Origin of the sequence: Henriciella sp., from assembly GCF_029937755.1 — a bacterium.
Taxonomy (GTDB): Bacteria; Pseudomonadota; Alphaproteobacteria; order Caulobacterales; family Hyphomonadaceae; genus Henriciella.
The window spans coordinates 1016620-1042719 of the sequence record NZ_JAPYPG010000001.1 but is presented as its reverse complement, the minus strand read 5'-3'; the positions used below and the strand labels follow the sequence as shown (position 1 = coordinate 1042719).

Sequence of the window (26100 nt, the reverse complement as noted above, 5' to 3'; positions counted from 1 at the left end):
AGTGACCCCTACGATGTCAACGTAGTGCTCTACCGCTGAGCTAACCGCCCATCCGATTGGAAGCGGCCCTAATCGGGCAGGGAGCGCTGCAAGTCAAGTCCGGAAACGCTGTGAATGTCAGGCCGCGATGACGCGGTCGACCTCTTCGACCAGTTCGCGCAGGTGGAAGGGTTTGGAGAGGATTTTTGCGCCGGCCGGCGTCGGTGTGCCGGAGGCGAGCGCGACGGCGGCAAAACCGGTGATGAAGACGATCTTCATGGCCGGATCGAGTTCCGCACCGCGCCGCGCCAGCTCGATCCCGTCAATGCCTGGCATCACGATATCGGTCAGAAGGAGATCGAAGACTTCACGCTCAAGCGCATTGAGGGCCGTTTCGCCATCCTCGAAGTGCAGCACATCATGGCCGGCCCGCTTCAGCGAGGCAGCCAGGAAGGTGCGCATCATTTCATCGTCTTCGGCGAGAAGAATCTTGCTCATAGGCCCCTGTCCCCGGAATGGTCACTCATCTATTGATTCCACAGAGCACGCTTCGGGTAAATTGCGAGTGAACATTGTCGGCAAGCTTGACGTTTGTCTGAAATACCCAACCATCTGGACCTTATGAGCATTGTCGAACGAGAACAGGGCGAAATGGAAAGCCCGCCCGACCCGGTCCCGGCCTACAGGCTGGTTCGCCCGGCGGCCGTCGATGCGCCCGTCCTGCTCTCGTCTCCGCACAGTGGAACCCATTACCCGGAGTCGCTGCTTCGGAATATCCGCGTGCCCCTTATCGACCTGCGCCGCACGGAAGACGCCTATGTCGACCGGCTCATTGCCCATGCACCCGACCTTGGCGCGACCCTGCTGGCGGCTACACATGCGCGTGCCTATGTCGACCTGAACCGCGATCCGCACGAACTTGACCCCGAAATGTTCGATGGACTCCCGCCCGGCCCGGTCGCCGCCCCGACCGCGCGGGTGCAGGCCGGGCTGGGCTGTCTGCCCAAGATCGGTGCACGAGGGGACACTATTTATGCAAAAAAGCTTAGCCCGGAGGATGGGCGGGTCAGACTGGTAGACGTTCACGCCCCTTATCATCAGGCTCTCAAGGCCGAAATTGCTGCACTGCATCAGGATTTTGGTAGCGCTATCCTTCTGGATGTTCACTCCATGCCTTCACGACAACCAGGGCGCAACGCGCTGCCGGATATCGTGCTGGGAGACCGGTTCGGATCGAGCTGCACCAGCCAGCTGACCAATCTCGTGGAGCGCACATTCCGGCAGCTGGGGCTCAGTGTGGCCCGAAATGCGCCCTATGCCGGCGGGTATACGACCCGCCTCTACGGGCGCCCGAAACGTCATGTGCATGCGCTCCAGATCGAGGTAAACCGTAAGCTTTACATGGATGAAGCGAGCGTCGAGCTTCTCAAGACGAGCGAGGCCCTGATCGAAAAATTCGATACGCTCATCGCTGAGGTGCGGCGGCTCGCCCTACGGCTGCGCCCCTGACCCCTTTATCCCTGAAGAAAAAAATGGCCGTGCCAAGCCGGCACGGCCAATAAGGTAAAGGGAGGAAACGCCAGAAGGCGTTAGCACCGCAGTGCTGAGACCTACATTATTGTGCGGCGCACAAAATGCAAGGGCCAAATGAAGGATCCCTGCATTTTTGCATGCGACAGGCTGGCACACACCCACTCGGCATGAAGCTTGCTCACCCCGTTCCCCAGACGTTTTCAAATCGGGACACCCGTCCGGAACTCAGGGGAGCCGCACATGACGGACACAACGGATCTGCACGTAGGTAAGAGACTGCGCCGCCGTCGCAGATTGCTGGGACTGACCCAACAGGAACTCGCAAGCCAGGTCGGCGTGCGATTCCAGCAGATACAGAAATATGAGTGCGGCGCCAACCGCATGACCTCATCCAGGCTATATGACCTGTCGCGGGCCCTGAACGTCTCTGTTCAGTATTTCTTCGACGGCATGGAAGGCGACGACCTGCTTGCCGCAAATGATGCCGAACGGCTCGACGGCGACATCCTCAGCCAGAAGGAAACGCTGGAACTGGTGCGCGCCTATTACCGCCTTAGCGAACGCCCGCGCCGGCGCCTGCTGGATCTCGCCAAGGCGCTTGAAGGCGACCAGAACGATACCGGCGCCGCTTGACGCTGGCGGGCGGCTGGCCCAAAGCCGCTCTCCATGCAGACAGGTTTCGACGAAACATCATCACTCAACTTGGCCAGGCAGCTCGCAGACGCTGCCTGGTCTGTGATTCAGCCACACTTCCGCGCCGGGGTCGCCGCCGAGAACAAGGGCGGCAAGGGCGCCTCCTATGATCCTGTGACGGTCGCCGACAAGGCCGCCGAGGAAGCCATCCGCGACATCCTTGGCCGCGAGCGCCCGGATGATGGGATCGACGGCGAGGAATTCGGCGCTCATGAAGGCCCCTCCGGCTGGACCTGGTATATCGATCCGATCGACGGCACCCGCGCCTTCCTGGCCGGCCTGCCCGTCTGGACCACGCTGATTGCCCTTGTTGACCCAGAAGGGAATCCCGTTCTGGGAATGATCGACCAGCCCGTTCTGGGTGAACGCTATGTCGGCTCGCCCGCGGGGACCTTCCTGGAAACGAAAGACAGCCGTACACAGCTGCATGTTTCAGACTGCGATGACCTTCGCAATGCAATCATCGCGACCACCGATCCCTTCATCATGACCCCTGCCGAACAGGGCGCCTGGACGCATCTGCGCCATACCGCCCGCGTCACCCGCTACGGCCTCGATGCCTATGGCTATGCGCGCCTCGCCGGCGGGACGATCGATCTGGTCTGCGAGACCGGCCTGCAGGCGCATGATGTCGCCGCATTGATCCCGGTGGTGCGCGGAGCTGGCGGCGTTGCTCGTGACTGGCGTGGCAATGAGGCGAAGCTCGGCTCACAGATCGCCTGCGCCACCTCTGAGCCGCTTTTCGAGCAGGCGCTGATCTCGCTGCGCCGCTCTGCGCTCTGACCTCGCCTGCAGGATTGCTGGTCACAGGGCGCAGATTCGCGCTAGATAGGGACATATGACAGAGACCAGCAACTCCCTCGTCCACCGCAAGCTGCCCACCAAGCGGTGGCCGAACAAGTGGAAGATTTCCAATATCATCGATGGCCGCGCCCTGCGGGTGAAGCTGACCACGGCCTTTCTCGACAATCTCGGCGACGAACAGGCCGCCCGCAAGGAAGTGCTGAACCACCTGCATGGCGCCCTTTTCCGCGGCCGCATGATCGCGCAGGAACGGCTGCAGCAGGGCGCCGACGGGCTCGATACTGCCCGGCTGCTGGCCGCCGTGCAGGATGAGGTGCTGCACGCGCTTTATGACTATGTAACCGTCCACGTCCACCGCGCACGCAACCCCACCGAGGGCGAACGCCTCGCAGTCTTTGCGACCGGCGGCTATGGCCGTCACGTTCTGGCGCCGTCGAGCGACATCGATCTGCTTTTCATCCGGCCTTACAAGGCCTCAGCCCATGCCGAGAGCGTGATCGAGTATATGCTCTACGCGATCTGGGACATGGGGCTGAAGGTTGGCCACGCCTTCCGCACACCGGAAGAATGTATCCGGCTGTCAAAGCAGGATGTGACCATCAAGACCTCGCTGCTCGATGCGCGCTTCCTGTTCGGGGATCAAAGCCTCGCGGATGAGACGGATCAGAAGTTCCGCGCCGAAGCCATTGAAGGCCACAATACCGAATTCATCGCCGACAAGCTGGCCGAGCGTGATGCGCGCCACGCCAAGCAGGGCAATAGCCGCTATGTGGTCGAACCGAATGTGAAGGACGGCAAGGGCGGCCTGCGCGACCTGCAGACGCTGTTCTGGATCACCAAGCACATGTATGGCGGCGAGACGCTGGAAGACGTGATGCAGAACGGTCCGTTCACGCAGCACGAATACACCGTGTTCAACCGTGCCGCCCGGTTCCTGTGGACGGTACGCTGTCACCTTCACTACCTGACCGGGCGCGGCGAAGAGCGCCTCAGCTTCGACATGCAGCCGGAAATCGCCTCGCGCATGGGCTATCGCGACCGGTCCGAACAGCTTGGCGTCGAGCGCTTCATGAAGCACTATTTCCTGGTTGCGAAGGATGTCGGCAATCTCACCCGCATCCTGGCCGCCAAACTCGAGGCCGAGCATCTGAAAAAGCCGGAAGGCTGGCGCCGCTTCATTCCGTCCGGCGGGCCGAAACCGCTTGAGCAGGAAGGCTTCGTTGTCGATAGCGGCCGCATCAGCGTCACCGGCGAGGATGTCTTCAACAAGCACCCGGAAAACCTGATCAACCTTTTCGCCATCGCCGACGAGACGGGCCACGACATCCACCCGGATGCGATGACAATGGCGGCGCGCAAATCAAAACTGATCAACCCCAAGACCCGCATGAAGCCGGAAATGCGCGAGGCCTTCCTGAAGCTTCTGGTCGAAGGAGACGATCCGGGCCTGGCCCTGCGCCGCATGAACGATTCCGACGTGCTTGGCCGCTTCCTGCCGGAGTTCGGCAGCATCGTCGCGCAGACCCAGTTCAACATGTACCACCACTTCACCGTGGATGAGCACACCATCCGCGCTGTGGAATATATTGCCGAGATGGACCACGAAGGCGGCGAAGGCTTCGAGCTTGCCCACCGCCTGTTCCAGAAGATCGACAACAAGCAGGTGCTTTACCTCGCCATGCTGCTGCATGACACCGGCAAGGGCCATGGTGACCAGCAGGTCGAGGGCATGAAGACCGCCACACAGGCCGGCGAACGGCTTGGCCTGGATGATGCCGAAGTCGACCTCATTGCCTGGCTGGTCGGCCACCATCTCGAGATGAGCGAGACCGCCCAGAAACGCGACATTGCCGATCCGAGCACGATCGTGCGCTTTGCCGCCCTTGTCGGCTCGATCGAGCGGCTGCGCCTGCTCTACATCCTGACGATTGCCGATATCCGCGCCGTCGGCCCCGGCATCTGGAACGCCTGGAAAGGCCAGCTGCTGGAAGACCTCTACCACAATACCGAAGCTGCCCTGCGCGGCGGCCGGACAGATGAAACCAGTGTCGCGCGCGAACTTGCCGGGCGCGCGGCCTTCAATCGTGACGCACTGGAACAGCGCATTGGCGAAGTCCCCCCCGTCATGCAGGAAATGGATCCGTCTTACTGGACCGGCTTCGATGTCGACGTGCTGGAAGAGCACGCGAAGAAGCTTGCCTCCGACGAAACGCCGGTCATCTCCGCGCAGGTGCGCGAGGATGGCGGCGGGGTCTCGCTGCTGGTGGCCGGCCATGACCGGCTGGGTCTCTTTGCCAAGCTCGCCGGCACCATCGCCGCGCAAGGCGCGAACGTGGTCTCCGCCCAGGTCTATACCGGCCCGTCAGGCTTTATCGTCGACGTCTTCATCCTGCAGGACGGCAAGGGCGGCGTCTTCGCCGCGGGCGATCCGGGCCGCCTGAAACGGCTGGAAGACGAAGTCCGCCGCGTCTTTACCAGCGATGCGCCGATCAAGGAGATCGTCACCCCGTCTTCGCGGCGCGAAGCGGCCTTTCTTGTTATCCCGCAGGTCAAGATCGATGACAGCCTGTCTTCGGACTATACCGTGATCGATGTCGCCGGACGCGACCGGCCCGGCCTGCTGCATGACGTCGCCAATGTGCTGGCGGAAGAGAACATCTCCATCCACTCCGCCCATGTTGGCAGCTATGGCGAGCGCGTCTTCGATGCCTTCTATGTGCAGCTTCCGGACAATTATGACGATGCCCGCAAACTGGCGCTCAAGGAGCATCTTCTTGCCGCACTCAAGCGCGATGAACCCGAAGCCCCGAGAACACCGGCCCGCAGCCTGAAGCAGGCCAACGCCGCCGACAGCTTCTGATCAAGGCCGCAAGGAAGACCGTCCGCCCATGAGTGTCCTGCGCAACACGCTGACCCAGTCGACATGGACACTTGGCAGCCGGGCACTCGGCTTCCTGCGCGATGTCGTCATCCTCGCCAAGCTTGGCGCAGGGCCGGTGGCGGACGCGTTCTTCACCGCTCTGATGTTCCCCAACCTGTTCCGGCGGGTCTTTGCCGAAGGCGCCTTCGCGCAGGCCTTCGTGCCAGCCTATTCGCGCACACTGGAGGCTGAAGGCCCGGAGGCCGCAGAGCAGCTCGCGCAGGAAACCTTGCGCGGCCTCTTCGCCGTGACGGCCCTGCTCGTCATCCTCGCGCAGATGGCGATGCCATGGATCATGCTGCTGCTACATGGCGGTTACCGGAATGACCCGGTCCACTTCCCTCTGGCGATCCTGCTGACGCAGATCACCATGCCATACATGTCTTTCATGGCGCTGGCTGCGCTCCTGTCGGGCGTGCTGAATTCCGGTGGCAGATTTGCCATGTCGGCAGCTGCGCCCACACTGCTCAATCTCTGCCTGCTGGGGGCCGCCTTTATCGGGTCCGACAATTACGAAGTCGCGAAGTCGCTCGCTTTCGCCGTCTCGGTCGCCGGGCTGCTGCAGGTCATCCTGCTCTGGTATGGCGTCTCGCGGCAGAAAATCCGCCTGCGCCTTGGCCTGCCGAAGCTCACCCCCGGCGTCAAACGCGTGGCGGCGCTGGCTGTGCCGGGAACGATTGCGGCGTCGGGCATGCAGATCAATATCATGGTCAGCCAGGCACTCGCCAGTTTCGAGACCGGCGCGAAGACCTGGCTCTACTCCGCCGACCGGCTCTACCAGCTCCCGCTCGGCCTGGTCGGTGTGGCGGTGGGCCTCGCCATCCTGCCGCGCCTGTCACGGGCGGCGCGCTCGGATGACCAGACCCAGAGTCAGTCGGTGATGGACAATGGCGTCGGCCTTGCCATGGCGCTTACCATGCCTGCAGCCGCCGCCCTGATGGCCGCGCCGTTCCTCTTCGTCGACGGCTTCTTCACGCGCGGCGACTTCACTTCGGTCGACGCCCAGCAGACAGCCCGCGCGCTCTTTCATTTCGGCTGGGGTGTGCCGGCCTTCGTGCTGATCAAGGTGCTGGCGCCTGGCTTTTTCGCCCGCGAGGATACGAAGACGCCGATGAACTACTCGCTCATCTCTGTGGCGGTGAACACCGTTCTGGGCGCGAGCCTGTTCTTCTTCCTGAAATCGCAGGGCATGGCAGGCTTCCCGGGCCTCGCCGTGGCAACCAGTACAGCAGCCTGGGTCAATGCCGGCCTGCTCTTCCTCGGCCTTCTCGGACGTGGCTGGTACAAGCCCGGCACGCGCCTGGTGCAGCGGCTGGCCTCGGTTCTCGTCGCGTCTGCAGCACTGGCCGGCCTGCTCTGGTATCTCGCAGGCATGAGCACCACGATTGCCGGCTACACTCTCGACTCGAAATTCCTGGCGGCGCTGCTCATCGCAGCGGCTGGTGCGGCAGCCTACGGCATCTTTGCCCTCCTCTTCGGTGCAATCCGGCCAAGCGAACTCAAACCGGCGCGCAAGAGCTGAAACCGTCCATCCAGCGCAATCGGGGACTAGGCGCGCCTGATACCATGCGCTATTGGCCGCGCCATGACTGACGAACAGACCTCGACCTATGCCGGGCCCCAGCGGGTCTTCTCCGGCATCCAGCCCACCGGCAATCTCCATCTGGGGAATTATCTCGGTGCCCTGAAGAAGTTTGCCATGCTTCAGGATGCGGGCTGGGACTGCGTCTACTGCGTGGTGGACCTGCACGCCATCACCATGCCCTATGATGCGTCAGCGCTGGCCAGCCAGACGCGCCAGATCGCGGCGGCTATGATGGCCAGCGGTGTGGACCCTGAGAAATCCGTCCTCTTCGTGCAATCCTCTGTGCGCGCGCATACGGAGCTCACCTGGGTCTTCGACAGCGTGGCGCGCATGGGCTGGCTGGAGAAGATGATCCAGTTCAAGGAAAAATCCGGCAAGGATGCCGAGCGGGCCTCGGTCGGCCTGTTCAACTATCCTGTGCTGCAGGCGGCCGACATTCTCGCCTACAAGGCGACGCATGTGCCGGTCGGCGAAGACCAGAAGCAGCACCTTGAGCTCGCGCGTAACATTGCAGACCGCTTCAACCGCGATTTCGACGCGCCGGACTTCTTCCCGCTGCCAGAAGCCCTGATCGAAGGGCCGGGTGCCCGGATCATGTCGCTCAAGGACGGCACCAAGAAGATGTCGAAGTCCGACCCGGCGGAGAATTCACGGATCAACCTGATCGATGACGCCGACACGATTGCGCGCAAGATCAAGAAGTCGAAGACCGACACGCTGGGCGACATGCCAAGCGATACCAATGGCCTCGAAGGCCGCCCGGAAGTCGCCAACCTTGTCGGCATCTATGGCGCGCTGGCAGATATGTCGGACGAGCAGGTCCTGACCGAGTATGGCGGCAAGGGCTTCGGCACGTTCAAACCGGCGCTCGCCGAACTGGCTGTCGACCATCTTGCGCCGATCACGGCGCGCATGCGCGAGCTGATGGACAATCCGGGCGACATCGATGCCGCGCTGCGCATCGGGGCGGACAAAGCCAACGCGATTGCCGAACCGATCATGGAAGAGGTGCGGCAGATCGTCGGCTTCTGGCGGCCATAAGGCCGTGAGACAGCTGGGGGTTCAGAAAAGGATCTGTCCCATGAGATGCCTCGCACCCCTGCTACTCGCCCCTGCGCTCATTGCAGCCTGTCAGCCCGCCTCCTCTCCTGCTGGAGATGGGCCTGTCCTCTCCTATGAGGATGCCTTCATCATGGCTCCGATCGGTGGGCGGGACGTCACCATGGGCGGCATCCGTATTACCGTCGAAGGCGGAGATGTCACACTGACGGGCGCGCGCTCCGACGTCGCCGCAACGGTCGAGACCCACACCATGGCGATGGTGGACGACAAGATGACGATGCGGCCGGTGGAGTCCTTCGAGATCAAGGACGGCGAAACGCTGGAGCTGAAGCGCGGCGGCGATCATCTGATGCTGTTCGGTGTCGTGCCTGACCTCGCCGCCGGCGAGGCGGCGAACATCGCCTTCACCTTCGAAACGGCTGACGGCGAAACCCTGACGCTGGAAGCCGACGCCGAAGTCCGCGCTCGGGGCGAATAGGGCCCGTTACTTCTTCTTTGTCACCTGTTGCTGGAAATCGATCACACGCGGGACGATTTCCGTGCGGAAGCGCGAGCCGTTGAACACACCATAATGGCCGACGCCCGGCTGGATATAGTCGGCCTTCATCTTGTCCGGAATGCGCGTGCAGAGGTCATGGGCGGCCTGTGTCTGGCCGATGCCTGAAATGTCATCCAGTTCGCCCTCGACTGTCATCAGGCCCACCGATTCAATTGCGCCCGGCTTCACCAGCCGCTCGTCGCGGTAGCGGTATTCGCCGCGCGCCAGCAGGGCCTTCTGGAAGACCCGCTCGATGGTCTGGATGTAGAATTCCTCGGTCAGGTCGAGGACAGAGAGATATTCGTCATAGAAGGTCTCATGCCTGTCGGCACTGTCCCCGTCACCCTCGATCAGGTGTTCGAAGAAGCGGTGCTGGGCGTCGACATGACGGTCCCAGTTCATGTGCATGAAGGAGGTCAGCTGGATGAAGCCCGGATAGACCCGCCGGAAGGCCCCCGGCCAGGGTGCGGGCACAGTATGGATCATCTTGGAGCGGAACCAGTCGAGACTGCGCTCCTCCGACAGCTTGTTCGGCACGGTGGGCGAGCGGCGGGCGTCGATGGGCGAGCCCATGAAGGTCATCGTCGCCGGCAGGTCGGGAGAGCCATCCTCGGCCATCATCGCGATGGCGGCGAGGACTGGCGGGCCGGGCTGGCAGACGGCGAGCACATGAACGCCCGCATCCAGGTAATCCAGCATGTCGCGGATATGGTCGATATAGTCGTCGAGGTCGAAGCGGCCGAACCAGATCGGCGCCATGCGCGCATCGGTCCAGTCGGTGACATAGACATCATGCGTCGGCAGGAAGGCCTCCACCGTCCCGCGCAGCAGCGTCGCATAGTGGCCCGAGAGCGGCGCCACGATCATCAGTTCGGGACGGTTTTTCGGGGCATCCTCGGTCTGGAAGTGCACAAGCTGGCACCAGGGAGACGCCCAGACCGTCATCGGCGTGACCGCGTGGGTCTTGCCCTTGATTTCGGTTTCCGCGATTTGCCATTCGGGCTTTCCATAGTAGCGCGTGGCGCGCTCGAAGACCTTGGAAACCGCGGAGACGGACCGGGCAAACTGTGTTTCGCGGAAGGGGTTTGCGGTGGATGACCAGAGCGAATCCGCAGCCTTGGCCTGCAGGCGCAGCGGCGCCAGCGCGGCCTTGTTCATTTCCACCAGTGAATAGAGCACTCGACACACCCCTTATGTTGCACCGCAACATATGCGCCCATATTCCTCAAATTGCAATGACGCTCTAGTCGCGCAGCAGCTGGCCGAGGCAGGTGGCCATCTTTTCCGGACTGGAATTGCCCTCGGCGAAGAAGGTTTCGAGCTGCCAGTCCTCGTCCATGAGATAGAGCAGCGATGTGTGATCCATCGTATACTCACCGGCACTTTCCGGGGTCTCGATCCGGTCATATCCGACGAAGAACTCGTCCGCGACGGCAGCGATCTGCTCGGGCGTGCCCGTCAGGCCGACCAGATTGTCCGGGAAGGCATTGCTGTTCACGTATTTCTTCAGCGCTTCCGGCGTGTCGCGTTCGGGATCGACCGAGATCAGGATGGTCTGCGGCGGCTCGACACCTTCAGGCAGCTGGCGGTAGGCATTGTTGATGCCGACCAGCGTGCCGGGGCAGACATCCGGACAATAGGTAAATCCGAAATAGACGAGAGACGGCTTTCCCTTGAAGTCTTCCTCGGTGACGGTTTCGCCATCCTGGTTGGTCAGGGTGAACGGCCCGCCAATCTCCTCATAGGCGCGCGTGGTACAGCTCGCGAGCGCACCGCCGGCTGTTGTCTTCACCGGCTGTTCACCGCTGCACGCGACGAGGAAGGCAGCCATGCCGAGAAACATTGTCTGAACGGGTTTCATGGCAGAAGGTATGTGCCGCACACTCGGGCTCTGCAAGTCCGGACTACGGAGAAACAGTGTCGCAGGAGCAAGATGGACGACGTCACCGCCAATCGTGAGGGCCTTGAACAGGCGCTTTACAGCCTGCTGCCGACCGGCCTTGCCGGTGTCGATGCAGCCCGCGGGCGCGCACGCCTGCGCACCCTGGTCACGCTGCGCTGGCTGGCGGTGGCCGGCCAGACGGCGGCGGTCATCTTCGTTCAGTTCATTCTTGGCTTCGACCTGCCCCTCGGCCTTTGTCTGACCGTTATTGCTGCCTCGGCCTGGCTCAACGTCTTCCTGTCCTTCGCCATGCGCGAGCAGGTGCTGCTGAAAGGCTGGGAAGCCACGCTGCAACTGGCCTTCGACACAATGCAGCTGGCCCTGCTGATCGCGCTGACGGGCGGGCTGACCAATCCCTTCCTGCTCTTCCTGCTCGCGCCGGTGACCGTGGCCGCGACAAGTCTGAGGCCGCGCTATTCGATCTCCATCGCCTTGCTGGGCATTGCCTGCGCCGCTGTGATGCCAGCCTTCGCCTATGAGCTGCCCTGGCGGCCCGGCCAGTCTTTCGACCTGCCACCGCTCTTCGAGTGGGGCCACTTCGCAGCCCTGGGCATCGGCATCCTCTTTTTCGTCGTGTCGTCGGCACGGCTCAGCGAGGATGAAGCCCGGCTGGTCCGCGCGCTGGACGCCGCCTCGATTGTCATGGCGCGGGAGCAGCGTCTCTCGGCCCTTGGGGCCATGTCGGCGATGACGGCGCATGAGCTCGGCACGCCGCTCGCCACCATTCACCTTGTCGCCAAGGAACTCGCCGCCGATTTCGACGAAGCCGACCCGCGCCATGAGGATGTTCAGCTTATCGCCAGCCAGGCCGACCGCTGCCGCGAGATTCTCGGCAAGCTCAGCCGGGCGCGCGAGGCCGAGGACATCGTCCATGCCAACATGCCGCTGAGTGCCCTCGTCGAGGAAGCCGCCGCCCCCTTCAAGGGGCTCGGCGTCGAATTGCGCGTCACCTACTCCCCCGGAGAGCATGGCGAGCCTCGCGTTCCGCTGATCCGCCGCAGCCCTGAAATACTGCACGCGCTCGGCGCTTTCATCGAGAATGCGGTGAGCTTCGCCGATAGCGAAGTCCGCGCGGTGGCCAGCTGGACGGACCGGCAGTTCATGGTGACCGTGTCGGATGACGGGCCGGGCTTTGCCGCCGAGGTCATGCCGAAACTGGGGGAACCCTATGTCTCGCAGCGCAGCGATGCGCATCTTGGCGGCGGCGACATGGGGCTTGGCTTCTTCATCGCCAAGACATTGATCGAGCGCACGGGGGGTCGGATCGCCACCAGAAACCGCACTCCACCAAGACATGGCGCAATTGTGCAGGCCGTCTGGCCACGAAAAGCACTCGAATCCTTGGAATCTGACCGCATGCAGATAAATAGTCCCCAAGTGGAGAGCAAATCCGATGGACTATAACGTCACCGTAAAACTTCATGAGGCCTTGAAAGATGTCGAGGACAAGACCTGTCTTGTGCTTGATGATGACGGCCCTTTCCTGCAGCGCCTTGGCCGCGCCCTGACCCAGCGGGGCTTTCTGGTCTCGGCTGTGTCATCGGCTGCTGAAGCCAAGGATATCTGCCGCATGAACCCGCCGGCCTTTGCCGTGCTGGATCTGCGTCTGGAAGACGGCTCAGGCCTCGATGTCGTTGAAGTCCTTCATCGCTACCGCCCGGAAGCCCGCGCCGTCATCCTGACGGGCTATGGTGCTATCGCGACCGCCGTTGCCGCCGTGAAGGCCGGCGCCGCCGATTATCTTGCCAAACCGGCCGAGGTCGAAGACATCATCCGCGCCCTCGTCAATCAGGGTGAGGGTATGCCGGAGCCGCCGGAAAACCCGATGTCGGCCGACCGCGTGCGCTGGGAACACATCCAGCGGGTCTATGAGCTGTGCAACCACAATGTCTCGGAAACGGCCCGCCGCCTCAACATGCACCGCCGGACGCTGCAGCGCATCCTTGCCAAACGCGCGCCGCGCTAGTCTTTCCAATACCTGGCTGTTTTGCCTTCTTCCCCCGCCTGCGGGGGAGGAAAACGCTCCTTGCCTAAGGCCCCTTCGGCCCCAGATCCGATGTCTTCTTGGCTGGATCGGGCGTCTTGTCCTTGAACTTGCAGATATCGGCGATCACGCAGTCCGAGCATTTCGGCTTGCGCGCGACGCAGGTGTAGCGCCCGTGCAGGATCAGCCAGTGATGGGCGCCGCGCTTGAACTCCGGCGGCGTCACCCGCTCCAGCTGCGCCTCGACCTCGTCCGGGGTCTTTCCCGGTGCCAGGCCGGTCCGGTTCGAGACCCGGAAAATATGGGTATCGACGGCAATCGTCTCGTGGCCGAACGCTTCGTTCAGCACAACATTCGCCGTCTTGCGCCCCACCCCCGGCAGCGTCGTCAGCTCATCGCGCTTCTCCGGCACCTTGCCGTCATACTCATCGACCATGCGCTGCGAGAGCGCGATGACGTTCTTGGCCTTGTTGCGCCACAGCCCGATCGTCTTGATGTGTTCGGCAACGCCTTCCTCGCCCAGCGCCAGCATCTTCTCCGGCGTATCGGCGACCTCGAACAGTTTCTTCGTCGCCTTGTTCACCCCGACATCGGTGGCCTGCGCAGAGAGCGCCACGGCGACAACCAGCGTGTAAGGGTTGTGATATTCGAGTTCGGTCTTCGGCGCCGGGCGGTCTTCCGCCAGCGCGGCATAGAGCCGGGCGGTTTTCTCCGGACCGAGGGTCGCGGCAGCACGTTTTTTCTTGCGCGGGCTGGCCGGGGTCTTCTTCGCAGGTGTCTTCGCCATGGCGAAGCGATGTAAATGCCGCAGCCGCCTGATCAAGCCTTCACTTGCCGCAGGAGCCATCTCGTCACAAATTAAGACCCATGACGGACGCCCCCTCCCTCATCCATTTCGATGCAACGCTGACACCGAATACTGCGCTCAGCCCGCGTGCCTTCCTGGTCATCATGGGCCTGGTCGGCGGAATGAGCTTCCTCGCCGGCATGATGTTCCTGTCGATGGGCGCCTTCCCGGTCCTCGGCTGGTTCGGGCTTGATGCGCTGGCGATCTGGTACGCCTTCAGGAGGAACTTCCAGAACCTGAAGGAAGAGACCCGCGTTCAGATTACGGCCGAGGCCATCGAGCTGACCCATTCGCGTCCGGGACAGAAGATGCGGACGGCGAAACTCCCGACCGCCTTTACCCGGCTGGCACTGGTCCAGCCCCCGCGCGGCCCGAGCGAATTGCGCCTCGCCCACGGCCAGACAGCCTATGTCATCGGACGGTTCCTGACCCCGCGTGAGCGCCGGTCACTCTATGAAGCCATCACGTCTGCCGTCGCCCGGGCAAGGGCCGAACGCTACTGATTCAAAAAATGACGCAGGCGTCATGGTTTTCTAACAAAGTCTATGGTAGGGTTCTGTGAAACGAGGAAGACAGCCGGCAAAAACCGGCATTTCAGGAGGCACGATCATGGCTGACACCGCAACTACAGTTCGTCACAATCTTGAGCGCCCGAAGACGACGGCGCGCGAGAAACTGATGGAGTTCCATCTCGATCGCGATGCGCCGATCCCGTCTCCGGAAGACGTGGACATGTCGACGTTCGACATTCTCGATCCGGAGCTCTGGCGCCGCGACGCCCACTGGGACTTCTTCACCTGGATGCGCAACAATGACCCGCTCCACTACACGCCGGACAGCTTCTCCGGCCCGTTCTGGTCCGTCACGCGCTACGAAGACATCCAGAAGATCGATATCGACCACAAGCGCTTTTCCTCGTCCTGGGAATATGGTGGCATCACGCTCGGCGAGCCGTTTGACGACTTCGAGCTGCCGATGTTCATCGCCATGGATGAGCCGCGCCACTCCGAACAGCGCAAGACCGTCCAGCCGGCGGTCGCCCCGAATATGCTCAAGGAATTCGAGCCGCTGATCCGTTCGCGGACCCAGGGCCTGCTCGACTCCCTGCCTGTCGGCGAGCCGTTCGACTGGGTCGACAATGTCTCCATCGAGCTGACCACGATGATGCTCGCCACCCTGTTCGACTTCCCGTTCGAGGATCGCCGCAAGCTGACGCGCTGGTCGGACGTAGCCGTGAACCCGCACAATCCGGACATCTGCCCCGGCGGCCTCGACCAGTGGAAGCAGGAACTCATGGAGTGCCTGACCACTTTCACCGGCCTTTATCAGGAACGTCAGGCCAAGCCGCTGAAGAATGACCTGATCAGCCTGCTCGCCCACGGTGAGAAGACCAAGAACATGACGCCGATGGAGCTGCTGGGTAACGTTATCCTGCTCATCGTTGGCGGCAATGACACGACGCGGAACTCGATGTCCGCCTCGGTCTATACGCTCAACAAGTGGCCGGAAGAGTACAAGAAGCTAAAAGCCGACCCGTCGATCATTCCGAACATGGTTTCGGAAGTGATCCGCTGGCAGACGCCGCTTGCCTATATGCGCCGCACCGCACTCGAAGATGTCGAGATGCACGGCAAGACGATCAAGAAAGGCGACCAGATCGCCATGTGGTATGTGTCCGGCAACCGTGACGAGCGGTTCTGGGAAGAAGACCCCTACCGCCTGATCATCGACCGCAAGCAGGCGCGCAACCACCTCTCCTTCGGCTTCGGCATCCACCGCTGCGTGGGCAACCGCCTGGCCGAGCTGCAGCTTCGCATTCTCTGGGAAGAGATCATGGAACGCTTCGACCATGTCGAGCTGCTCGACGAGCCGGAGCGTACGCCGCACTCCTTCGTGAAGGGCTACACCTGGATGCCGGTCATCCTGCACCCCAAGAAATAAAGGCCCGTCCCACGGCCACAGCAGAAAGCCCCGCAGCCAAAGGCTCGCGGGGCTTTTTCTTTGCGCCGTTCTGGCGAGCGCCTTTAGTCGTCGGTGTCGATGAGGCCGGACAGGCGCGCGCGCCCGCCATCCATGACCAGCGTTTCGCCGGTGATAATGGCACTGGCCGGCTGGGACAGGTAAAGCGCCGCATCCGCGATCTCGTCAGGCTGGCAGGCTCGCCCGATGGGTGTGCGCTTCTTCAGCCACTGGCTTTCCTGGGCTTCCGCGCGTGGACGGAGCGCACAGATGGCATTCGAGCGGATCCGCTTGGGCGCCAGCTCCACGGCACCGGCGCGCATCACGCCGAGGATGGCATGCTGGACGACCGCATCGCCGAAATCGCCATAGTTCATCTGCGTCGCCGAAAGCGACAGGATGAAGGTCACGCTGCCCATCTGGGGACGCCGCCCCATCGTATCCCCCGCCTCTTCGACGCGTCTCGCAATATGCTTCTCGAACAGCTGCAGCGTCAGCACCGCGCCCCGGACGGCCCGCATCTGAAGCTTCTCGAACTGGTCGATCTGGAGTTCGGTGAGCGGCATTTCCGGCGCCACGGGAGGGATGCAGACCAGATGATCGACCTGCCCATACGCCTCGATCGCGGCCGCAAGGCAGTTCTTCACGCCAATGCGGGTGTGCAGCTCTTCATGCTGGACCAGCGCCCGGTCTCGCAGATTGTCGGCGACACGCTCGACGCGCTTCATTTGCGGGTCGCAGGCGATGACATTGTGGCCGGCTTCGACAAAGCGGCGGGCAACGGCCTCGCCGGTCAGCTGGCCGAGGCCGAGAATGAGGGTGACGGGTTTTTCCATAAATGGCTCCTGATCCGGCAGGGGGATCCAGCCGGATCAGGGAATGCCGGACTGGTCTGCCTAGTTCGGCCGCAACGTGACCAGTTCCTCTTTAATCCTTAGTTTCTTCCTCTTGAGATCATGCAGTCGGACCTCATCGGCAGCAGGGCGCTTCTGTTCTTCCGAAATCGCTTCATCAAGCTTGCGATGACGGGTGGAAAGCTCCTCGATACGACCTTGGATTGACATAGGATCAACCTCCTTGCTTGCTGCTGAGAAACTGTGTCTTTCACATCACAGTAAACCACATTGAGCGGGGCTGGTCACGGGGATTCAGATGAAAATCGGGTCAGAAAACGACTCTTTCAGACCCTGCCTGTTTTGCGGGCGGCTTTCGCCCGGAACATGGACTCATCGGCTTCTGCAATAAACAGATCAGCAGAGGGCTGGCCGGTCCATTCAACCACGCCACAGGAGGCGCCAAGGCGCACCGGGGGCGCATCCGGATCCGCCCCGCTTACGCTCAGCCGGTCGATGCGTCCGGTCAGCGTTTCGGCCTTCTGGCGCGCATCCTCGACCTCGGCATGGGTGAGGATCACACCGAACTCGTCACCGCCCAGCCGCCCGATAATATCGGTCTGGCGGACCTGTGAGACGAGGATATCGCAGACCTGTTTCAGCGCGGCGTCGCCGGCAGCATGACCGAACCTGTCATTCACATCCTTGAAGCGGTCCAGGTCGATATAGACCAGGCATAGCGGCGCCCCGTGGCGGGCGGCGAGCGCGATCTCGCGGGACAGTTCGCGTTCAAAGGCGCGCCGGTTGAAGACCGGGCAGAGCGTATCGCGGTCGGCCAGCTGCTCTGAAGCTTCGAGGCGATGACGCAGCCGGGCTTCTTCCTCGCGCAGCCAGATCACTTCTTCGGCCAGCGCACGAAAGGCAGCAGCGGTTGCGAGATCATGCTTGGAGGGGTCAATCTGCAGGGCATCGAGCAGCGAATCCGCAGGCGATCGCTGGCCCTGCCGCGTCTTTTCCTGTCGACCATTCCTGCTGCGATCGTGCATGAATCAAGCATACGTGAATCGCCCCTGTGCATCCAGCAGATAGCAGCGCTTGACGGGGCAAGGCCCGCGCCTATTTTGGGCCGCTTCCTGAAAGGGGGGTCAAATGAGTGAGCGTGAACCCGTTGTCGGTGTGATCATGGGCAGCCAGTCCGACTGGCCGGTCATGAAGCTTGCCTGCGAGATGCTAGAAAAGCTCGGCGTCGCGCATGAAGCAAGGATCGTTTCCGCCCACCGCACGCCAGACCGTCTGGCCGAGTACGCCAAGTCCGCCAGGGACCGGGGCCTCAAGGTGATCATTGCAGGCGCCGGGGGCGCCGCGCACCTGCCCGGCATGACCGCCTCGATGACGCCGCTGCCGGTCCTCGGCGTGCCGGTTCAGTCTCGCGCGCTGAGCGGTCAGGACAGCCTGCTCTCCATCGTCCAGATGCCGAAGGGCGTTCCGGTCGGCACGCTCGCCATCGGTGAAGCGGGGGCCGCCAATGCCGGCATCATGGCCGCGTCCATCATCGCGCTCGGCGATGCGGATGTCGCCAGCAAGCTCGACGCCTTCCGCCAGGCCCAGACAGACAGCGTGGCAGAGGCGCCCGAAGGATGACCGCACTGCCGCCGGGCTCCGTAATCGGCATCCTTGGCGGCGGCCAGCTCGGCCGCATGCTCGGCTCGGCGGCCGCACGGCTTGGCTTCGACATTCATGTCTACGCCCCGGACGAGAATCCGCCCGCCGCCCGCATTGCCGCGAAGCACTGGCAGGCCGCCTATGAAGACAAGGCCACGCTGAAAGCCTTCGCGAAAGCCTGCGATGCGATCACCTATGAGTTCGAGAATATTCCCGTCGCTTCGGTCGAATACCTCATCGAGCAGGGCGCCAAGGTCCGTCCCGGCGCGAAGTCGCTGGAGGTGTCGCAGGACCGGCTGAGCGAAAAGCGCTTCCTGAATTCGATCGGCATCACGACCGGTCATTTCGAAGCCATCGATTCTGCCGATGACCTTGCAAAAGCGCTTGAGGCGCTCGGCGGCGAAGGCCTGCTGAAGACGCGCCGCGATGGCTATGACGGCAAGGGCCAGGTCCGCCTGAAGACCGGCGATGATCTCGCCGCAGCTTATGCCGAGATCGGCCATGTGCCCGCCATCCTCGAAGCGCTGGTGCCGTTCGAGCGGGAGATTTCCGTTGTCATTGCACGCAGCGCCAATGGCAAGACCACCGCATTCGAGCCGAGCATGAATGACCATGCCGGCGGCATCCTGCGCACCTCCATAGCGCCCTGCGGCCTTTCAGACGACGTTATCGCCCATGCCCGCAGCCTTGCGGAAACGCTTGCCGCGGAGACCGGCCATGTCGGTGTCATGGCGCTTGAGCTTTTCGTCCTGGAGGATGGCACGCTGCTCGCCAACGAGGTCGCGCCGCGGGTTCACAATTCCGGCCACTGGACGCCGGAGGCCTGCCTGACCGGCCAGTTCGAACAGCATATCCGCGCCGTCGCCGGCTGGCCGCTCGGGCCTGTGACCCGCGTCTTCAATGCCGAAATGCGCAACCTGCTGGGCAAGGAAGCGCTTGCTCCCCCGGAGACCTATTCCGACGATGCCGTCCTCACCCTGTATGGCAAGCGCGACGCCAAACCCGGCCGCAAGATGGGGCATGTGGTGTGGCGTACGGGGAAGGCCTGACCGGCCCGCGCCTAATACGAATACTTCACATCGAACTTCAGGATGCGATCGAGATTTTCGCTCATCAGGGGCGGATCGGTCTCGTAGCGCAGGTCATAAGACAGCCCGGCGCTGATGCTGTCGGAGACCGCGGTGTTCAGGCGCATCGTGGGATGGATGGTCGAGGTGGGGCCTGAGAGGTTCACATTGGTATCGACCTCAAACGTCCAGTCCTCGGCGATCAGCCAGTCGAACTCCGCAGCGCCATAAAGGCCCACCGCGTGAATGCGGCGGTCCTCTTCGGCGATGTCGAGATAGCGATAGCCGGGGCCAAGTTCGCTGCGGAGGGTCATCGTGTCGGTCTGCAGGATGTAGGCGCCCGCCCCGATCCCGGCAAAGGCGTCCGTCCGGAAGCCTGCAAAATCGTCCCGCCGCCAGGAACCACGGACATAACCAAAATAGGCATCGGTCCAGAGTGTCTCGAGCTGGTACGACGCGCCGAGATTGTTCTGGTTCTCGACGCCGTTGGCTTCCGCCGTATTGGCATAGGCTTCGACCCGGTGGATCTGCGCCTTGCGCATCAGGTTGAGCTTGCCGTGCAGGCCGAGATAGAGCGTGTCGGTATTGCCGCGCGTTTCTGCAGCGTTCAGCGTCAACTCGGCATGGAGGTCTTCCCAGTAGCCTGGCGGCTCGAACTCGACCGGCTCCGGCGCAGGCACGATCAGCGGCGCAATGCGCAGCGGCTCGACCGGCGTCTGCAAATCGGCAACCAGCGCGTCAATCTCTGCGGAGAAGCCCGGATAGGCCGCCTTGGCCGCATCAATCACTGCGGCAAGCTGCGCCTCATCATCCGTGCGCATCGCAGCCGAAATCATCCGCGCCACCGGGCGGGGCAACTGCTCAGGCAGACTGGCCACGATTTCGGTCGAGCCACCGGCAGCGAATGCCGGCACCAGAAACATTTCCAACATGTTAGCGTGTCTGGATTGACGCGGGTTACCAAAAAGTTGACGGCACTTACTTGCAGCTGCTTCGTCAGGATGCCCGGTTCTCAGGAGATCTGACGCGGTGCCGCACGCCAGCCAGATGCACGCTCGACGGCGACCTCAAACTGCTTCAACGAAAATGGCCGCTCCAGGTGTTGGAGACCGCGAGGGTATCGTCTGCCAGCAGGAAGTCCGGGACCATAGCCTGACGTAATAACCGCCGGGCCTGACTCAAAGCGTGCGGCAAGCTCGCCCACCAGCGGATCGCACTGATCACCATCATGACCGTAGATGAGCAGGTCGTACGTACCTCGGGAGCTGAACAGCTCACCCAGGCCCGCCGCCAACGTCTCTACACTGGTACATGCCGCATCAAAGCGCCTGGTCATGCAGAGGCTGATAATGCCCCGAACGCCATCCTGCGGATCGATCAGCAGGATGCGCCTGTCCCGGTGGGTTGGAGTCTGCGTCAACAAGGCCGTTGGCAGGGCCGGCGCCGCGAATGCAAACAGAGCCTCGCGTCGCCTGAAGTCCATCAGCCCCGCCCCCGCAGCCGGTCGATCAACTCAAGCGCCGGTTTGGCGAATTTCGACCCGGTCTGGCCGAGCTTCATCGCGCCCTGCAGGCGTTTCTCGATGAAGGCGTCGAGCTCTTCCTCGGCGGGCTCATCCAGCCAGTAGAGGACAATCGGCGGCAGCACAGCCGACAGGAGCCCGCGCTTGGTCTCGCGATTATAATCGGTGGCGGTGTCCCCGGCCGCCGTCCAGATCGTGTCGGCGATCTTCCAGGTCCGCTTCGCAGCATCCGGCGCATACCAGGGCAGGAAACCGCGCATGGAGGCCCTCTTCACCGCGACACGGTTCGGCTCCAGCGCCGCCAGCCAGGCCTTGATACCTTCGGCCACCCTTTCATGCGTGCGCAGCGCCGAAAGATCCGCCGTCGCCAGACGCTCGAGCATCACGTCTTCGGCCCGGTCGAAGAAGCGTTCGATCAGGTCGCGAACGCCATTCGGCGCGGCCAGTGCCTTTTCTTCGGAACTTATGCCGGCTTCGCGCGCTGATAGTGTAGCGGCATGATCCGTCCATCCCTCGTCCTCGACGAGCGGTAGCAGGCGATCAAGCCACTTATCCTGTAGTTTCACTGACGGGCGTACTGTCATTGCTGGCTCCGGGAGTAGGCAAGCCTCATATTTGGTGATATAGGCCCGCCATTCGTCGTTTCACGCCAGAATTCCGTTCGGGCTCTGACAGGCCCGGGTAAAACCAATGGAGATTTGACCATCGTACAGATCGTCGTCCGCGACAACAATGTCGAACAAGCCCTGCGCGCACTGAAGAAGAAGATGCAGCGTGAGGGTCTTTTCCGGGAAATGAAATCCCGCACGCATTTCGAAAAGCCGTCTGAGAAGAAGGCTCGCCAAAAGGCAGAAGCTGTGCGCCGCGCTCGCAAACTTGCTCGCAAGCGCGCCCAGCGCGAGGGTCTGGCATAAGACCAGTCCCGCCAGTTCTGGCGTAGAGATGAAGAGCCCCTCCGGTGAAGGCCGGAGGGGTTTTCTTTGGTTAGGCCTTGGTCTTCTTGCCCGGCAGCAGCTTGGTGAACCACTTGCCGACATCGCCGACGCCGGCGCCATGCACAGCGCCCGCGCGGTAGACCCGCGAGGCGAGCCACAGCACGACCAGTGTCGCGACCACCATCAGGGCCAGCAGGCCGATGACTTCCCACATTGGCGGCTGGGCCGGGATACGCAGGATCAGCAGGAAGGGCGTGAAGATCGGGATCCAGCTCATCACCGAAAGGATCGGCGATTCCGCGTCAGAGATCGCCACGACGATCATGAACATCGGCACCATCAGCATCACGATGAGCGGCGTCATCAGCGTCTGGGCTTCCTGGATCGTGTCACAGAGCGAGCCGAGCGCGAGGAAGACCGCGCCATACATCAGATAGCCGAGCACGAAGCTCAGCACCGCCGGGAAGATCAGGCCCGGCTTGGCGATGGCGGCGACGACGGTAAACATCATTTCCCGCGCATCGGCCGGCATGGCGCCGGAGAAGAAATTGGCGACCAGCGTCGCGCCAATCGCCCACACGCCCATCAGCGTCAACGCGACAGCCAGAACGGCAAGCAGCTTGCCCGCCAGCATGTGCGGCAGCTTCACCGAGGTCAGCAGCGAGTCGAAGATCTTGTTGGACCGCTCCTCGATCGTCCCCATGAGCAGGTAGTTCACGACCGAGAAGATCAGGAACCAGAGCAGGAAGGCGAGCAGGACCGCGGCGAAGAAGGGCGCCCGGTCTGCCAGCGTCACCGCCGAGCCGGTCGCCGCCGCAGACGGCGGGCGGGCCCGTTTCTCGGCAATATCGCGCGCGCGGTTCTCGGCTTCGCGCAGAAGGCGCGGGCTGACGCCGGCCTCCTCGAAGACGCGGCGTTCGGTCAGCGTGCGCTCGGCTGAGCGGACCTTTCCGAGCAGGGACTGAGCGGTAATGTTCTCGCTCCAGTATTCAATCTCACCCTCGCCATCGGGCACGAAGACGGCGGCAAACAGGGTTTGCGGACCCGCCTCTGTTTCGATGGAGCGCTCGCCCAGCAGGTAGGGCTGGATGTCTTCCTCGCTCGTGGCCGGCGGATCGACATAGATGAAATCGGCCTGCGGCAGCTGCACCTGCGCGCCGCCAGCGGCCTCAAGCGCCTCCTCGATACTGGCGCCATTCTCGATCGCGTCATCGAAGGTGTTGAGCTTGTCGCTTTCATCCCCGTTCAGCGATGCCATTGGATCAAGCGCGGTCCGCGCGATCTGGACCCGGTCTTCCTCAAGCTCGGCGCGCAGCGCGTCGGCAAAGGTCGAACCGTCCTCGATGACGGTATAATAGCGCACCGGCTGGGAGGCGGCCGCCCAGGTCGGCGCCATCATGCCCACAGCCATCAGGATCGGGGTGAGCAGCAGGCCGAGCCAGAAGCCCCAGGCCTGCACATAGCCAAGATAGTCACGTCGCGCGACGAGATAGATGGAGCGCATCAGGCAGCCTCCCCTTTGGGCGTCGAGGTGGCGAGCGTCTGGTGCAGGTCTTCCGCTTCAGCCTCGGAGACGAGCGAGACGAAGACATCGCGCAGGCGGGCATCTTCCGGACGGAAACTGGTGATCGGCGCCCCGGCATCGATGGCGGCCCGCAGGGCGTCCTGCGTATCCCGGCCCGGCGGCAGAGAGACGCGCCACTCATCGCCATGCACCTCATTATGCGCGAACCCCTTCGCCCGCATGGCGGCATCGAGGTCAAAGCCCTCGGTGACACCGATCAGGACCGCACGACCCAGCGCACCGAACGCCTCGTTCAGCGTACCGTCGAAGACCTTGCGTCCACGCGCCATCATCACGATGGAATCGCAGAGCCGCTCGGCATGCTCCATGACATGGGTGGAAAAGAGAATGGTCGCACCGCGCTTGTGCTCCTCGATGATGAGGTCTTCCAGCCCCTGCTGGTTGACCGGGTCGAGGCCGGAGAAGGGCTCGTCGAGGATGAGGAAATCCGGCTTGTGGGCCAGCGATGCGAGAATCTGCACCTTCTGCGACATGCCCTTCGACAGTTTCGAAATGCGCGAGCGGCCAAACTCTTCCAGCCCCATCATCTCAAGCAGGTCATCGGCGCGCTTGCGGCTGTCGCCTGCGCTCATGCCCTTCAGGCGCGCGAAATAGGAGATGATGGCGCGCGGGCTCATCTTCTTGTAGAGGCCGCGCTCCTCCGGAAGGAAGCCGACCCGGCGCAGCGTATGGATATCGGGCGGTCCGCCGAACAGGCGCACTGCGCCCTCGTCCGGGTTGAGCACGCCGAGGGCCATGCGCAGGCTGGTCGACTTGCCGGCGCCATTGGGTCCAAGAAAGCCGACAATACTCCCCTGTGGGACGGTCAGGCTCAGGTCTCGAACGGCGGTGAAAAAGCCGAAACGCTTGGTCACTGCCTCCATTTCGAGTGGTATTGTGGAGGACATTGCCCCTCCCTTGCCGCTTCTTCTCGACTATCGATAATGTAACACTCCCCTATCCGGCTAGCCCTTGCCAAGCGATTAAATCAGACGCAGGCTGCCTGAAATGAAGTCCCTCTATGGCCCTGGTTCCGCCGACAGGATCGGCGTCTCAGGCGCTTCGCCCCGCAAGGCCGAGGCGGATCGGACGATTCCAGCCAACACACAGGCCGAAGATGACCTCAAGCGCATCGATGCAGCGCTCCGCCGGCTCGACACCGGTGCGTTCGGCCATTGCCTATATTGCGGCGACCAGATCAGCGTGAAGCGGCTGGACAAGGACCCGGCCATCGACAGTTGCGCAGTGTGTGACGAAGGCTAACACCCCTCATCTCAGCTAACAGTCGAAATCCTCATCAGCAAAAGTCCGCCAAGGATCATGCCCGCAGCAAGTATGCGAAGCGCTGTCACGCTCTCGCCGAGAAATACGATCCCCATCACCAGCGCCCCAAGCGCCCCGATCCCCGTCCAGACGGTGTAGGCCGTCCCCAATGGCAGGACGCGCATCGACCAGGCAAGCAGGCTGAAACTTCCGATCATGGCGACAATCGTCACCAGGGATGGAAACAGGCGGGTAAACCCCGCGGACTGTTTCATCGAGAACGCCCAGACCACTTCGAGCAGTCCGGCGATGAAAAGAATGGTCCAGGCCATAGGGTTGCACCTCATGGTCGCCGGGCCGTCCCGGACTTCATTCCCAATGGGGCGAGGACGTGGCCTGCCTTTCCGGATTCCAGGTCGCGGCTAGTTCAGCCCCTCACGCCCGATGGCGTAGAAGCGGTCGCGGCGCTGGCGTTTCAGCTCCTGCACCGAGAGGCCATTCAGCTCACCGAGCGCCTTCTCGATGGCGCGCCCAGCCTGGCTGATCGCGCGTTGCGGATCGCGATGGGCGCCACCGACGGGCTCCTTCACGATGGCATCGATGACTTTCAGCTTGAGCAGGTCGTCGGATGTGATCTTCATGGCTTCCGCCGCATCGCGGGCTTTCGCAGCATCGCGATAAAGAATGGAGGCACAGCCTTCCGGTGAAATCACGGAATAGATGGAGTGCTCCATCATCAGCACCTTGTTGGCCGCTGCGATGGCAATCGCACCCCCTGAACCGCCCTCACCGATGATGAGTGAGACCATGGGCACCGTCAGCGTCAGGCAGCGTTCGGTCGAGCGGGCGATGGCCTCGGCCTGACCGCGCTCCTCGCCCGCCTTGCCGGGGAAGGCGCCGGCGGTGTCAACGAAGGAGAGGACCGGCAGGTTGAACTTGTCGGCGAGATCCATCAGGCGGACCGCCTTGCGGTAGCCTTCCGGGTGCGCCATGCCGAAATTGTGGCGCAGGCGGCTCTCGGTCGTGCGGCCTTTTTCGTGGCCCAGCACGACAACGCTGCGGCCGCGGAAGGTCGCAAGGCCGCCAATCACGGCTTCATCATTCCCGAAGACCCGGTCGCCAGCCAGCTCCTGGAAGTCATCGAACAGGTTTTCGATATAGTCAGAGCAGTGCGGGCGCTCGGGGTGGCGGGCGACCTGCGTCTTGCGCCAGGGCGTCAGCGAGGAATAGGTATCCTTCAGCTGCTTGGACGCCTTGTCCTTGAGCTTCTTCAGCTCATCGGAAATCGACGGGCCGTCCCCTGTCTGGCTAAGCGATTCCAGCTCGGCAATCTTTGTCTCGAGCTCGGCAATCGGCTTTTCAAAATCGAGATAGGTCGTGGGCATGGGCGGCAAACTAGCTGTAGTCG

General features: G+C 62.7%; 29 protein-coding genes. 15 read left to right on the top strand and 14 right to left on the bottom strand.

Annotation, left to right across the window (positions count from 1 at the left end):
- Nucleotides 1-117 precede the first annotated feature (117 nt).
- Nucleotides 118-477, bottom strand: a complete 360-nt coding sequence (gene cpdR, locus Q1K29_RS05295) for a cell cycle two-component system response regulator CpdR (protein ID WP_300391917.1) — start codon at nt 475-477, stop codon at nt 118-120.
- 123 nt (nt 478-600) lie between these two features.
- On the opposite strand from cpdR, the gene Q1K29_RS05290 reads away from it, so the two are divergent.
- The 7 genes from Q1K29_RS05290 to Q1K29_RS05260 all read left to right on the top strand — a co-directional run bounded on the left by Q1K29_RS05290 (nt 601) and on the right by Q1K29_RS05260 (nt 9054).
- On the top strand, nt 601-1488 hold the full coding sequence (locus tag Q1K29_RS05290; RefSeq protein WP_300391916.1) for an N-formylglutamate amidohydrolase: 888 nt from the start codon (nt 601-603) through the stop codon (nt 1486-1488).
- Nucleotides 1489-1752: 264 nt separating this feature from the next.
- Nucleotides 1753-2145: a helix-turn-helix transcriptional regulator gene (locus Q1K29_RS05285; RefSeq protein ID WP_300391915.1), complete on the top strand. Its 393-nt coding sequence runs from the start codon at nt 1753-1755 to the stop codon at nt 2143-2145.
- A gap of 33 nt (nt 2146-2178) precedes the next feature.
- Nucleotides 2179-2988 (top strand): inositol monophosphatase family protein, encoded by an 810-nt coding sequence (locus Q1K29_RS05280; RefSeq protein ID WP_300391914.1) that lies wholly within the window; start codon nt 2179-2181, stop codon nt 2986-2988.
- A gap of 55 nt (nt 2989-3043) precedes the next feature.
- On the top strand, nt 3044-5869 hold the full coding sequence (locus Q1K29_RS05275; RefSeq protein ID WP_300391913.1) for a [protein-PII] uridylyltransferase: 2826 nt from the start codon (nt 3044-3046) through the stop codon (nt 5867-5869).
- A 28-nt stretch (nt 5870-5897) separates the two neighbouring features.
- Nucleotides 5898-7451, top strand: coding sequence for a murein biosynthesis integral membrane protein MurJ (gene murJ, locus Q1K29_RS05270; RefSeq protein ID WP_300391912.1), 1554 nt, complete (start codon nt 5898-5900; stop codon nt 7449-7451).
- 63 nt (nt 7452-7514) lie between these two features.
- A complete protein-coding gene (trpS, locus tag Q1K29_RS05265; RefSeq protein ID WP_300391911.1) occupies nt 7515-8555 on the top strand; it encodes a tryptophan--tRNA ligase in 1041 nt (346 codons plus the stop codon).
- 40 nt (nt 8556-8595) lie between these two features.
- Nucleotides 8596-9054 (top strand): copper chaperone PCu(A)C, encoded by a 459-nt coding sequence (locus Q1K29_RS05260; RefSeq protein WP_300391910.1) that lies wholly within the window; start codon nt 8596-8598, stop codon nt 9052-9054.
- Nucleotides 9055-9060: 6 nt separating this feature from the next.
- On the opposite strand, the gene phaZ is transcribed toward Q1K29_RS05260, so the two are convergent.
- Entirely contained in the window at nt 9061-10293 is a 1233-nt protein-coding gene (gene phaZ / locus Q1K29_RS05255; protein WP_300391909.1) for a polyhydroxyalkanoate depolymerase, read from the bottom strand.
- 64 nt (nt 10294-10357) lie between these two features.
- Entirely contained in the window at nt 10358-10975 is a 618-nt protein-coding gene (locus tag Q1K29_RS05250) for an SCO family protein (protein WP_300391908.1), read from the bottom strand.
- 72 nt (nt 10976-11047) lie between these two features.
- Here Q1K29_RS05250 and Q1K29_RS05245 point away from each other — a divergent pair, with 72 nt between their 5' ends.
- Both Q1K29_RS05245 and Q1K29_RS05240 read left to right on the top strand, forming a co-directional pair.
- Entirely contained in the window at nt 11048-12460 is a 1413-nt protein-coding gene (locus Q1K29_RS05245) for an ActS/PrrB/RegB family redox-sensitive histidine kinase (RefSeq protein WP_300391907.1), read from the top strand.
- Nucleotides 12450-13022 carry an ActR/PrrA/RegA family redox response regulator transcription factor gene (locus Q1K29_RS05240; RefSeq protein ID WP_300391906.1) on the top strand — a complete coding sequence of 191 codons (573 nt, stop codon included), beginning with the start codon at nt 12450-12452 and terminating at the stop codon, nt 13020-13022. The genes Q1K29_RS05245 and Q1K29_RS05240 overlap by 11 nt, the downstream gene beginning before the upstream one ends.
- Nucleotides 13023-13086: 64 nt before the next feature.
- On the opposite strand, the gene nth is transcribed toward Q1K29_RS05240, so the two are convergent.
- Nucleotides 13087-13827 carry an endonuclease III gene (gene nth / locus Q1K29_RS05235; RefSeq protein WP_300391905.1) on the bottom strand — a complete coding sequence of 247 codons (741 nt, stop codon included), beginning with the start codon at nt 13825-13827 and terminating at the stop codon, nt 13087-13089.
- 80 nt (nt 13828-13907) lie between these two features.
- On the opposite strand from nth, the gene Q1K29_RS05230 reads away from it, so the two are divergent.
- Together Q1K29_RS05230 and Q1K29_RS05225 are read left to right on the top strand one after the other, a co-directional pair.
- Nucleotides 13908-14390 (top strand): DUF2244 domain-containing protein, encoded by a 483-nt coding sequence (locus Q1K29_RS05230; protein ID WP_300391904.1) that lies wholly within the window; start codon nt 13908-13910, stop codon nt 14388-14390.
- Nucleotides 14391-14496: 106 nt separating this feature from the next.
- Nucleotides 14497-15828, top strand: coding sequence for a cytochrome P450 (locus Q1K29_RS05225; protein ID WP_300391903.1), 1332 nt, complete (start codon nt 14497-14499; stop codon nt 15826-15828).
- Nucleotides 15829-15911: 83 nt separating this feature from the next.
- Here Q1K29_RS05225 and Q1K29_RS05220 read toward each other — a convergent pair whose 3' ends face one another.
- The 3 genes from Q1K29_RS05220 to Q1K29_RS05210 all read right to left on the bottom strand — a co-directional run bounded on the left by Q1K29_RS05220 (nt 15912) and on the right by Q1K29_RS05210 (nt 17725).
- Nucleotides 15912-16682 carry an SDR family oxidoreductase gene (locus Q1K29_RS05220; RefSeq protein ID WP_300391902.1) on the bottom strand — a complete coding sequence of 257 codons (771 nt, stop codon included), beginning with the start codon at nt 16680-16682 and terminating at the stop codon, nt 15912-15914.
- A gap of 60 nt (nt 16683-16742) precedes the next feature.
- The gene (locus Q1K29_RS05215) at nt 16743-16910 is read right to left on the bottom strand and encodes a DUF465 domain-containing protein (protein ID WP_300391901.1); all 168 of its coding nucleotides are present in this window, start codon (nt 16908-16910) and stop codon (nt 16743-16745) included.
- A gap of 116 nt (nt 16911-17026) precedes the next feature.
- On the bottom strand, nt 17027-17725 hold the full coding sequence (locus Q1K29_RS05210; RefSeq protein WP_300391900.1) for a GGDEF domain-containing protein: 699 nt from the start codon (nt 17723-17725) through the stop codon (nt 17027-17029).
- A 103-nt stretch (nt 17726-17828) separates the two neighbouring features.
- On the opposite strand from Q1K29_RS05210, the gene purE reads away from it, so the two are divergent.
- Both purE and Q1K29_RS05200 read left to right on the top strand, forming a co-directional pair.
- The gene (gene purE / locus Q1K29_RS05205; protein WP_300391899.1) at nt 17829-18320 is read left to right on the top strand and encodes a 5-(carboxyamino)imidazole ribonucleotide mutase; all 492 of its coding nucleotides are present in this window, start codon (nt 17829-17831) and stop codon (nt 18318-18320) included.
- Nucleotides 18317-19390: a 5-(carboxyamino)imidazole ribonucleotide synthase gene (locus Q1K29_RS05200; RefSeq protein WP_300391898.1), complete on the top strand. Its 1074-nt coding sequence runs from the start codon at nt 18317-18319 to the stop codon at nt 19388-19390. Before purE ends, Q1K29_RS05200 begins: the two co-directional genes overlap by 4 nt.
- A gap of 11 nt (nt 19391-19401) precedes the next feature.
- On the opposite strand, the gene Q1K29_RS05195 is transcribed toward Q1K29_RS05200, so the two are convergent.
- From Q1K29_RS05195 to Q1K29_RS05185, 3 genes are all read right to left on the bottom strand, one after another.
- Complete coding sequence (locus tag Q1K29_RS05195) at nt 19402-20340, bottom strand: DUF481 domain-containing protein (protein ID WP_300391897.1); 939 nt, start codon at nt 20338-20340, stop codon at nt 19402-19404.
- Nucleotides 20341-20420: 80 nt separating this feature from the next.
- On the bottom strand, nt 20421-20891 hold the full coding sequence (locus tag Q1K29_RS05190; protein ID WP_300391896.1) for a hypothetical protein: 471 nt from the start codon (nt 20889-20891) through the stop codon (nt 20421-20423).
- A complete protein-coding gene (locus Q1K29_RS05185) occupies nt 20891-21514 on the bottom strand; it encodes a COQ9 family protein (RefSeq protein ID WP_300391895.1) in 624 nt (207 codons plus the stop codon). Before Q1K29_RS05185 ends, Q1K29_RS05190 begins: the two co-directional genes overlap by 1 nt.
- An 84-nt stretch (nt 21515-21598) precedes the next feature.
- Here Q1K29_RS05185 and rpsU point away from each other — a divergent pair, with 84 nt between their 5' ends.
- Entirely contained in the window at nt 21599-21844 is a 246-nt protein-coding gene (rpsU, locus tag Q1K29_RS05180; RefSeq protein WP_350210674.1) for a 30S ribosomal protein S21, read from the top strand.
- Nucleotides 21845-21914: 70 nt separating this feature from the next.
- Here rpsU and Q1K29_RS05175 read toward each other — a convergent pair whose 3' ends face one another.
- Nucleotides 21915-23369, bottom strand: a complete 1455-nt coding sequence (locus Q1K29_RS05175) for an ABC transporter permease (RefSeq protein WP_300391894.1) — start codon at nt 23367-23369, stop codon at nt 21915-21917.
- Nucleotides 23369-24337 (bottom strand): ATP-binding cassette domain-containing protein, encoded by a 969-nt coding sequence (locus Q1K29_RS05170; protein WP_300391893.1) that lies wholly within the window; start codon nt 24335-24337, stop codon nt 23369-23371. The genes Q1K29_RS05175 and Q1K29_RS05170 overlap by 1 nt, the downstream gene beginning before the upstream one ends.
- Before the next feature lie 100 nt (nt 24338-24437).
- On the opposite strand from Q1K29_RS05170, the gene Q1K29_RS05165 reads away from it, so the two are divergent.
- On the top strand, nt 24438-24692 hold the full coding sequence (locus tag Q1K29_RS05165) for a hypothetical protein (protein WP_300391892.1): 255 nt from the start codon (nt 24438-24440) through the stop codon (nt 24690-24692).
- 11 nt (nt 24693-24703) lie between these two features.
- Here the strand turns inward: Q1K29_RS05165 and Q1K29_RS05160 are convergent, their stop codons facing one another.
- Nucleotides 24704-25024: an SMR family transporter gene (locus Q1K29_RS05160; protein WP_300391891.1), complete on the bottom strand. Its 321-nt coding sequence runs from the start codon at nt 25022-25024 to the stop codon at nt 24704-24706.
- A gap of 90 nt (nt 25025-25114) precedes the next feature.
- Nucleotides 25115-26077: an acetyl-CoA carboxylase carboxyltransferase subunit alpha gene (locus tag Q1K29_RS05155; protein ID WP_300391890.1), complete on the bottom strand. Its 963-nt coding sequence runs from the start codon at nt 26075-26077 to the stop codon at nt 25115-25117.
- Between the last annotated feature and the right edge of the window lie 23 nt (nt 26078-26100).

Excerpts from the sequence above, each read along its gene's own strand:
- purE (WP_300391899.1), top strand. The coding sequence starts at position 17,829 with ATGAGTGAGCGTGAACCCGTTGTCGGTGTGATCATGGGCAGCCAGTCC.
- Q1K29_RS05260 (WP_300391910.1), top strand. The coding sequence starts at position 8,596 with ATGAGATGCCTCGCACCCCTGCTACTCGCCCCTGCGCTCATTGCAGCC.
- Q1K29_RS05240 (WP_300391906.1), top strand. The coding sequence starts at position 12,450 with ATGGACTATAACGTCACCGTAAAACTTCATGAGGCCTTGAAAGATGTC.
- Q1K29_RS05165 (WP_300391892.1), top strand. The coding sequence starts at position 24,438 with ATGAAGTCCCTCTATGGCCCTGGTTCCGCCGACAGGATCGGCGTCTCA.
- Q1K29_RS05230 (WP_300391904.1), top strand. The coding sequence starts at position 13,908 with ATGACGGACGCCCCCTCCCTCATCCATTTCGATGCAACGCTGACACCG.
- Q1K29_RS05190 (WP_300391896.1), bottom strand. The coding sequence starts at position 20,891 with ATGGACTTCAGGCGACGCGAGGCTCTGTTTGCATTCGCGGCGCCGGCC.
- Q1K29_RS05245 (WP_300391907.1), top strand. The coding sequence starts at position 11,048 with ATGGACGACGTCACCGCCAATCGTGAGGGCCTTGAACAGGCGCTTTAC.
- Q1K29_RS05200 (WP_300391898.1), top strand. The coding sequence starts at position 18,317 with ATGACCGCACTGCCGCCGGGCTCCGTAATCGGCATCCTTGGCGGCGGC.
- Q1K29_RS05250 (WP_300391908.1), bottom strand. The coding sequence starts at position 10,975 with ATGAAACCCGTTCAGACAATGTTTCTCGGCATGGCTGCCTTCCTCGTC.
- Q1K29_RS05155 (WP_300391890.1), bottom strand. The coding sequence starts at position 26,077 with ATGCCCACGACCTATCTCGATTTTGAAAAGCCGATTGCCGAGCTCGAG.
- Q1K29_RS05185 (WP_300391895.1), bottom strand. The coding sequence starts at position 21,514 with ATGACAGTACGCCCGTCAGTGAAACTACAGGATAAGTGGCTTGATCGC.
- Q1K29_RS05215 (WP_300391901.1), bottom strand. The coding sequence starts at position 16,910 with ATGTCAATCCAAGGTCGTATCGAGGAGCTTTCCACCCGTCATCGCAAG.
- Q1K29_RS05220 (WP_300391902.1), bottom strand. The coding sequence starts at position 16,682 with ATGGAAAAACCCGTCACCCTCATTCTCGGCCTCGGCCAGCTGACCGGC.
- Q1K29_RS05160 (WP_300391891.1), bottom strand. The coding sequence starts at position 25,024 with ATGGCCTGGACCATTCTTTTCATCGCCGGACTGCTCGAAGTGGTCTGG.
- Q1K29_RS05280 (WP_300391914.1), top strand. The coding sequence starts at position 2,179 with ATGCAGACAGGTTTCGACGAAACATCATCACTCAACTTGGCCAGGCAG.
- nth (WP_300391905.1), bottom strand. The coding sequence starts at position 13,827 with ATGGCGAAGACACCTGCGAAGAAGACCCCGGCCAGCCCGCGCAAGAAA.
- cpdR (WP_300391917.1), bottom strand. The coding sequence starts at position 477 with ATGAGCAAGATTCTTCTCGCCGAAGACGATGAAATGATGCGCACCTTC.
- Q1K29_RS05170 (WP_300391893.1), bottom strand. The coding sequence starts at position 24,337 with ATGTCCTCCACAATACCACTCGAAATGGAGGCAGTGACCAAGCGTTTC.
- Q1K29_RS05210 (WP_300391900.1), bottom strand. The coding sequence starts at position 17,725 with ATGCACGATCGCAGCAGGAATGGTCGACAGGAAAAGACGCGGCAGGGC.
- trpS (WP_300391911.1), top strand. The coding sequence starts at position 7,515 with ATGACTGACGAACAGACCTCGACCTATGCCGGGCCCCAGCGGGTCTTC.
- Q1K29_RS05275 (WP_300391913.1), top strand. The coding sequence starts at position 3,044 with ATGACAGAGACCAGCAACTCCCTCGTCCACCGCAAGCTGCCCACCAAG.
- Q1K29_RS05225 (WP_300391903.1), top strand. The coding sequence starts at position 14,497 with ATGGCTGACACCGCAACTACAGTTCGTCACAATCTTGAGCGCCCGAAG.
- Q1K29_RS05175 (WP_300391894.1), bottom strand. The coding sequence starts at position 23,369 with ATGCGCTCCATCTATCTCGTCGCGCGACGTGACTATCTTGGCTATGTG.
- Q1K29_RS05285 (WP_300391915.1), top strand. The coding sequence starts at position 1,753 with ATGACGGACACAACGGATCTGCACGTAGGTAAGAGACTGCGCCGCCGT.
- murJ (WP_300391912.1), top strand. The coding sequence starts at position 5,898 with ATGAGTGTCCTGCGCAACACGCTGACCCAGTCGACATGGACACTTGGC.
- Q1K29_RS05195 (WP_300391897.1), bottom strand. The coding sequence starts at position 20,340 with ATGTTGGAAATGTTTCTGGTGCCGGCATTCGCTGCCGGTGGCTCGACC.
- Q1K29_RS05290 (WP_300391916.1), top strand. The coding sequence starts at position 601 with ATGAGCATTGTCGAACGAGAACAGGGCGAAATGGAAAGCCCGCCCGAC.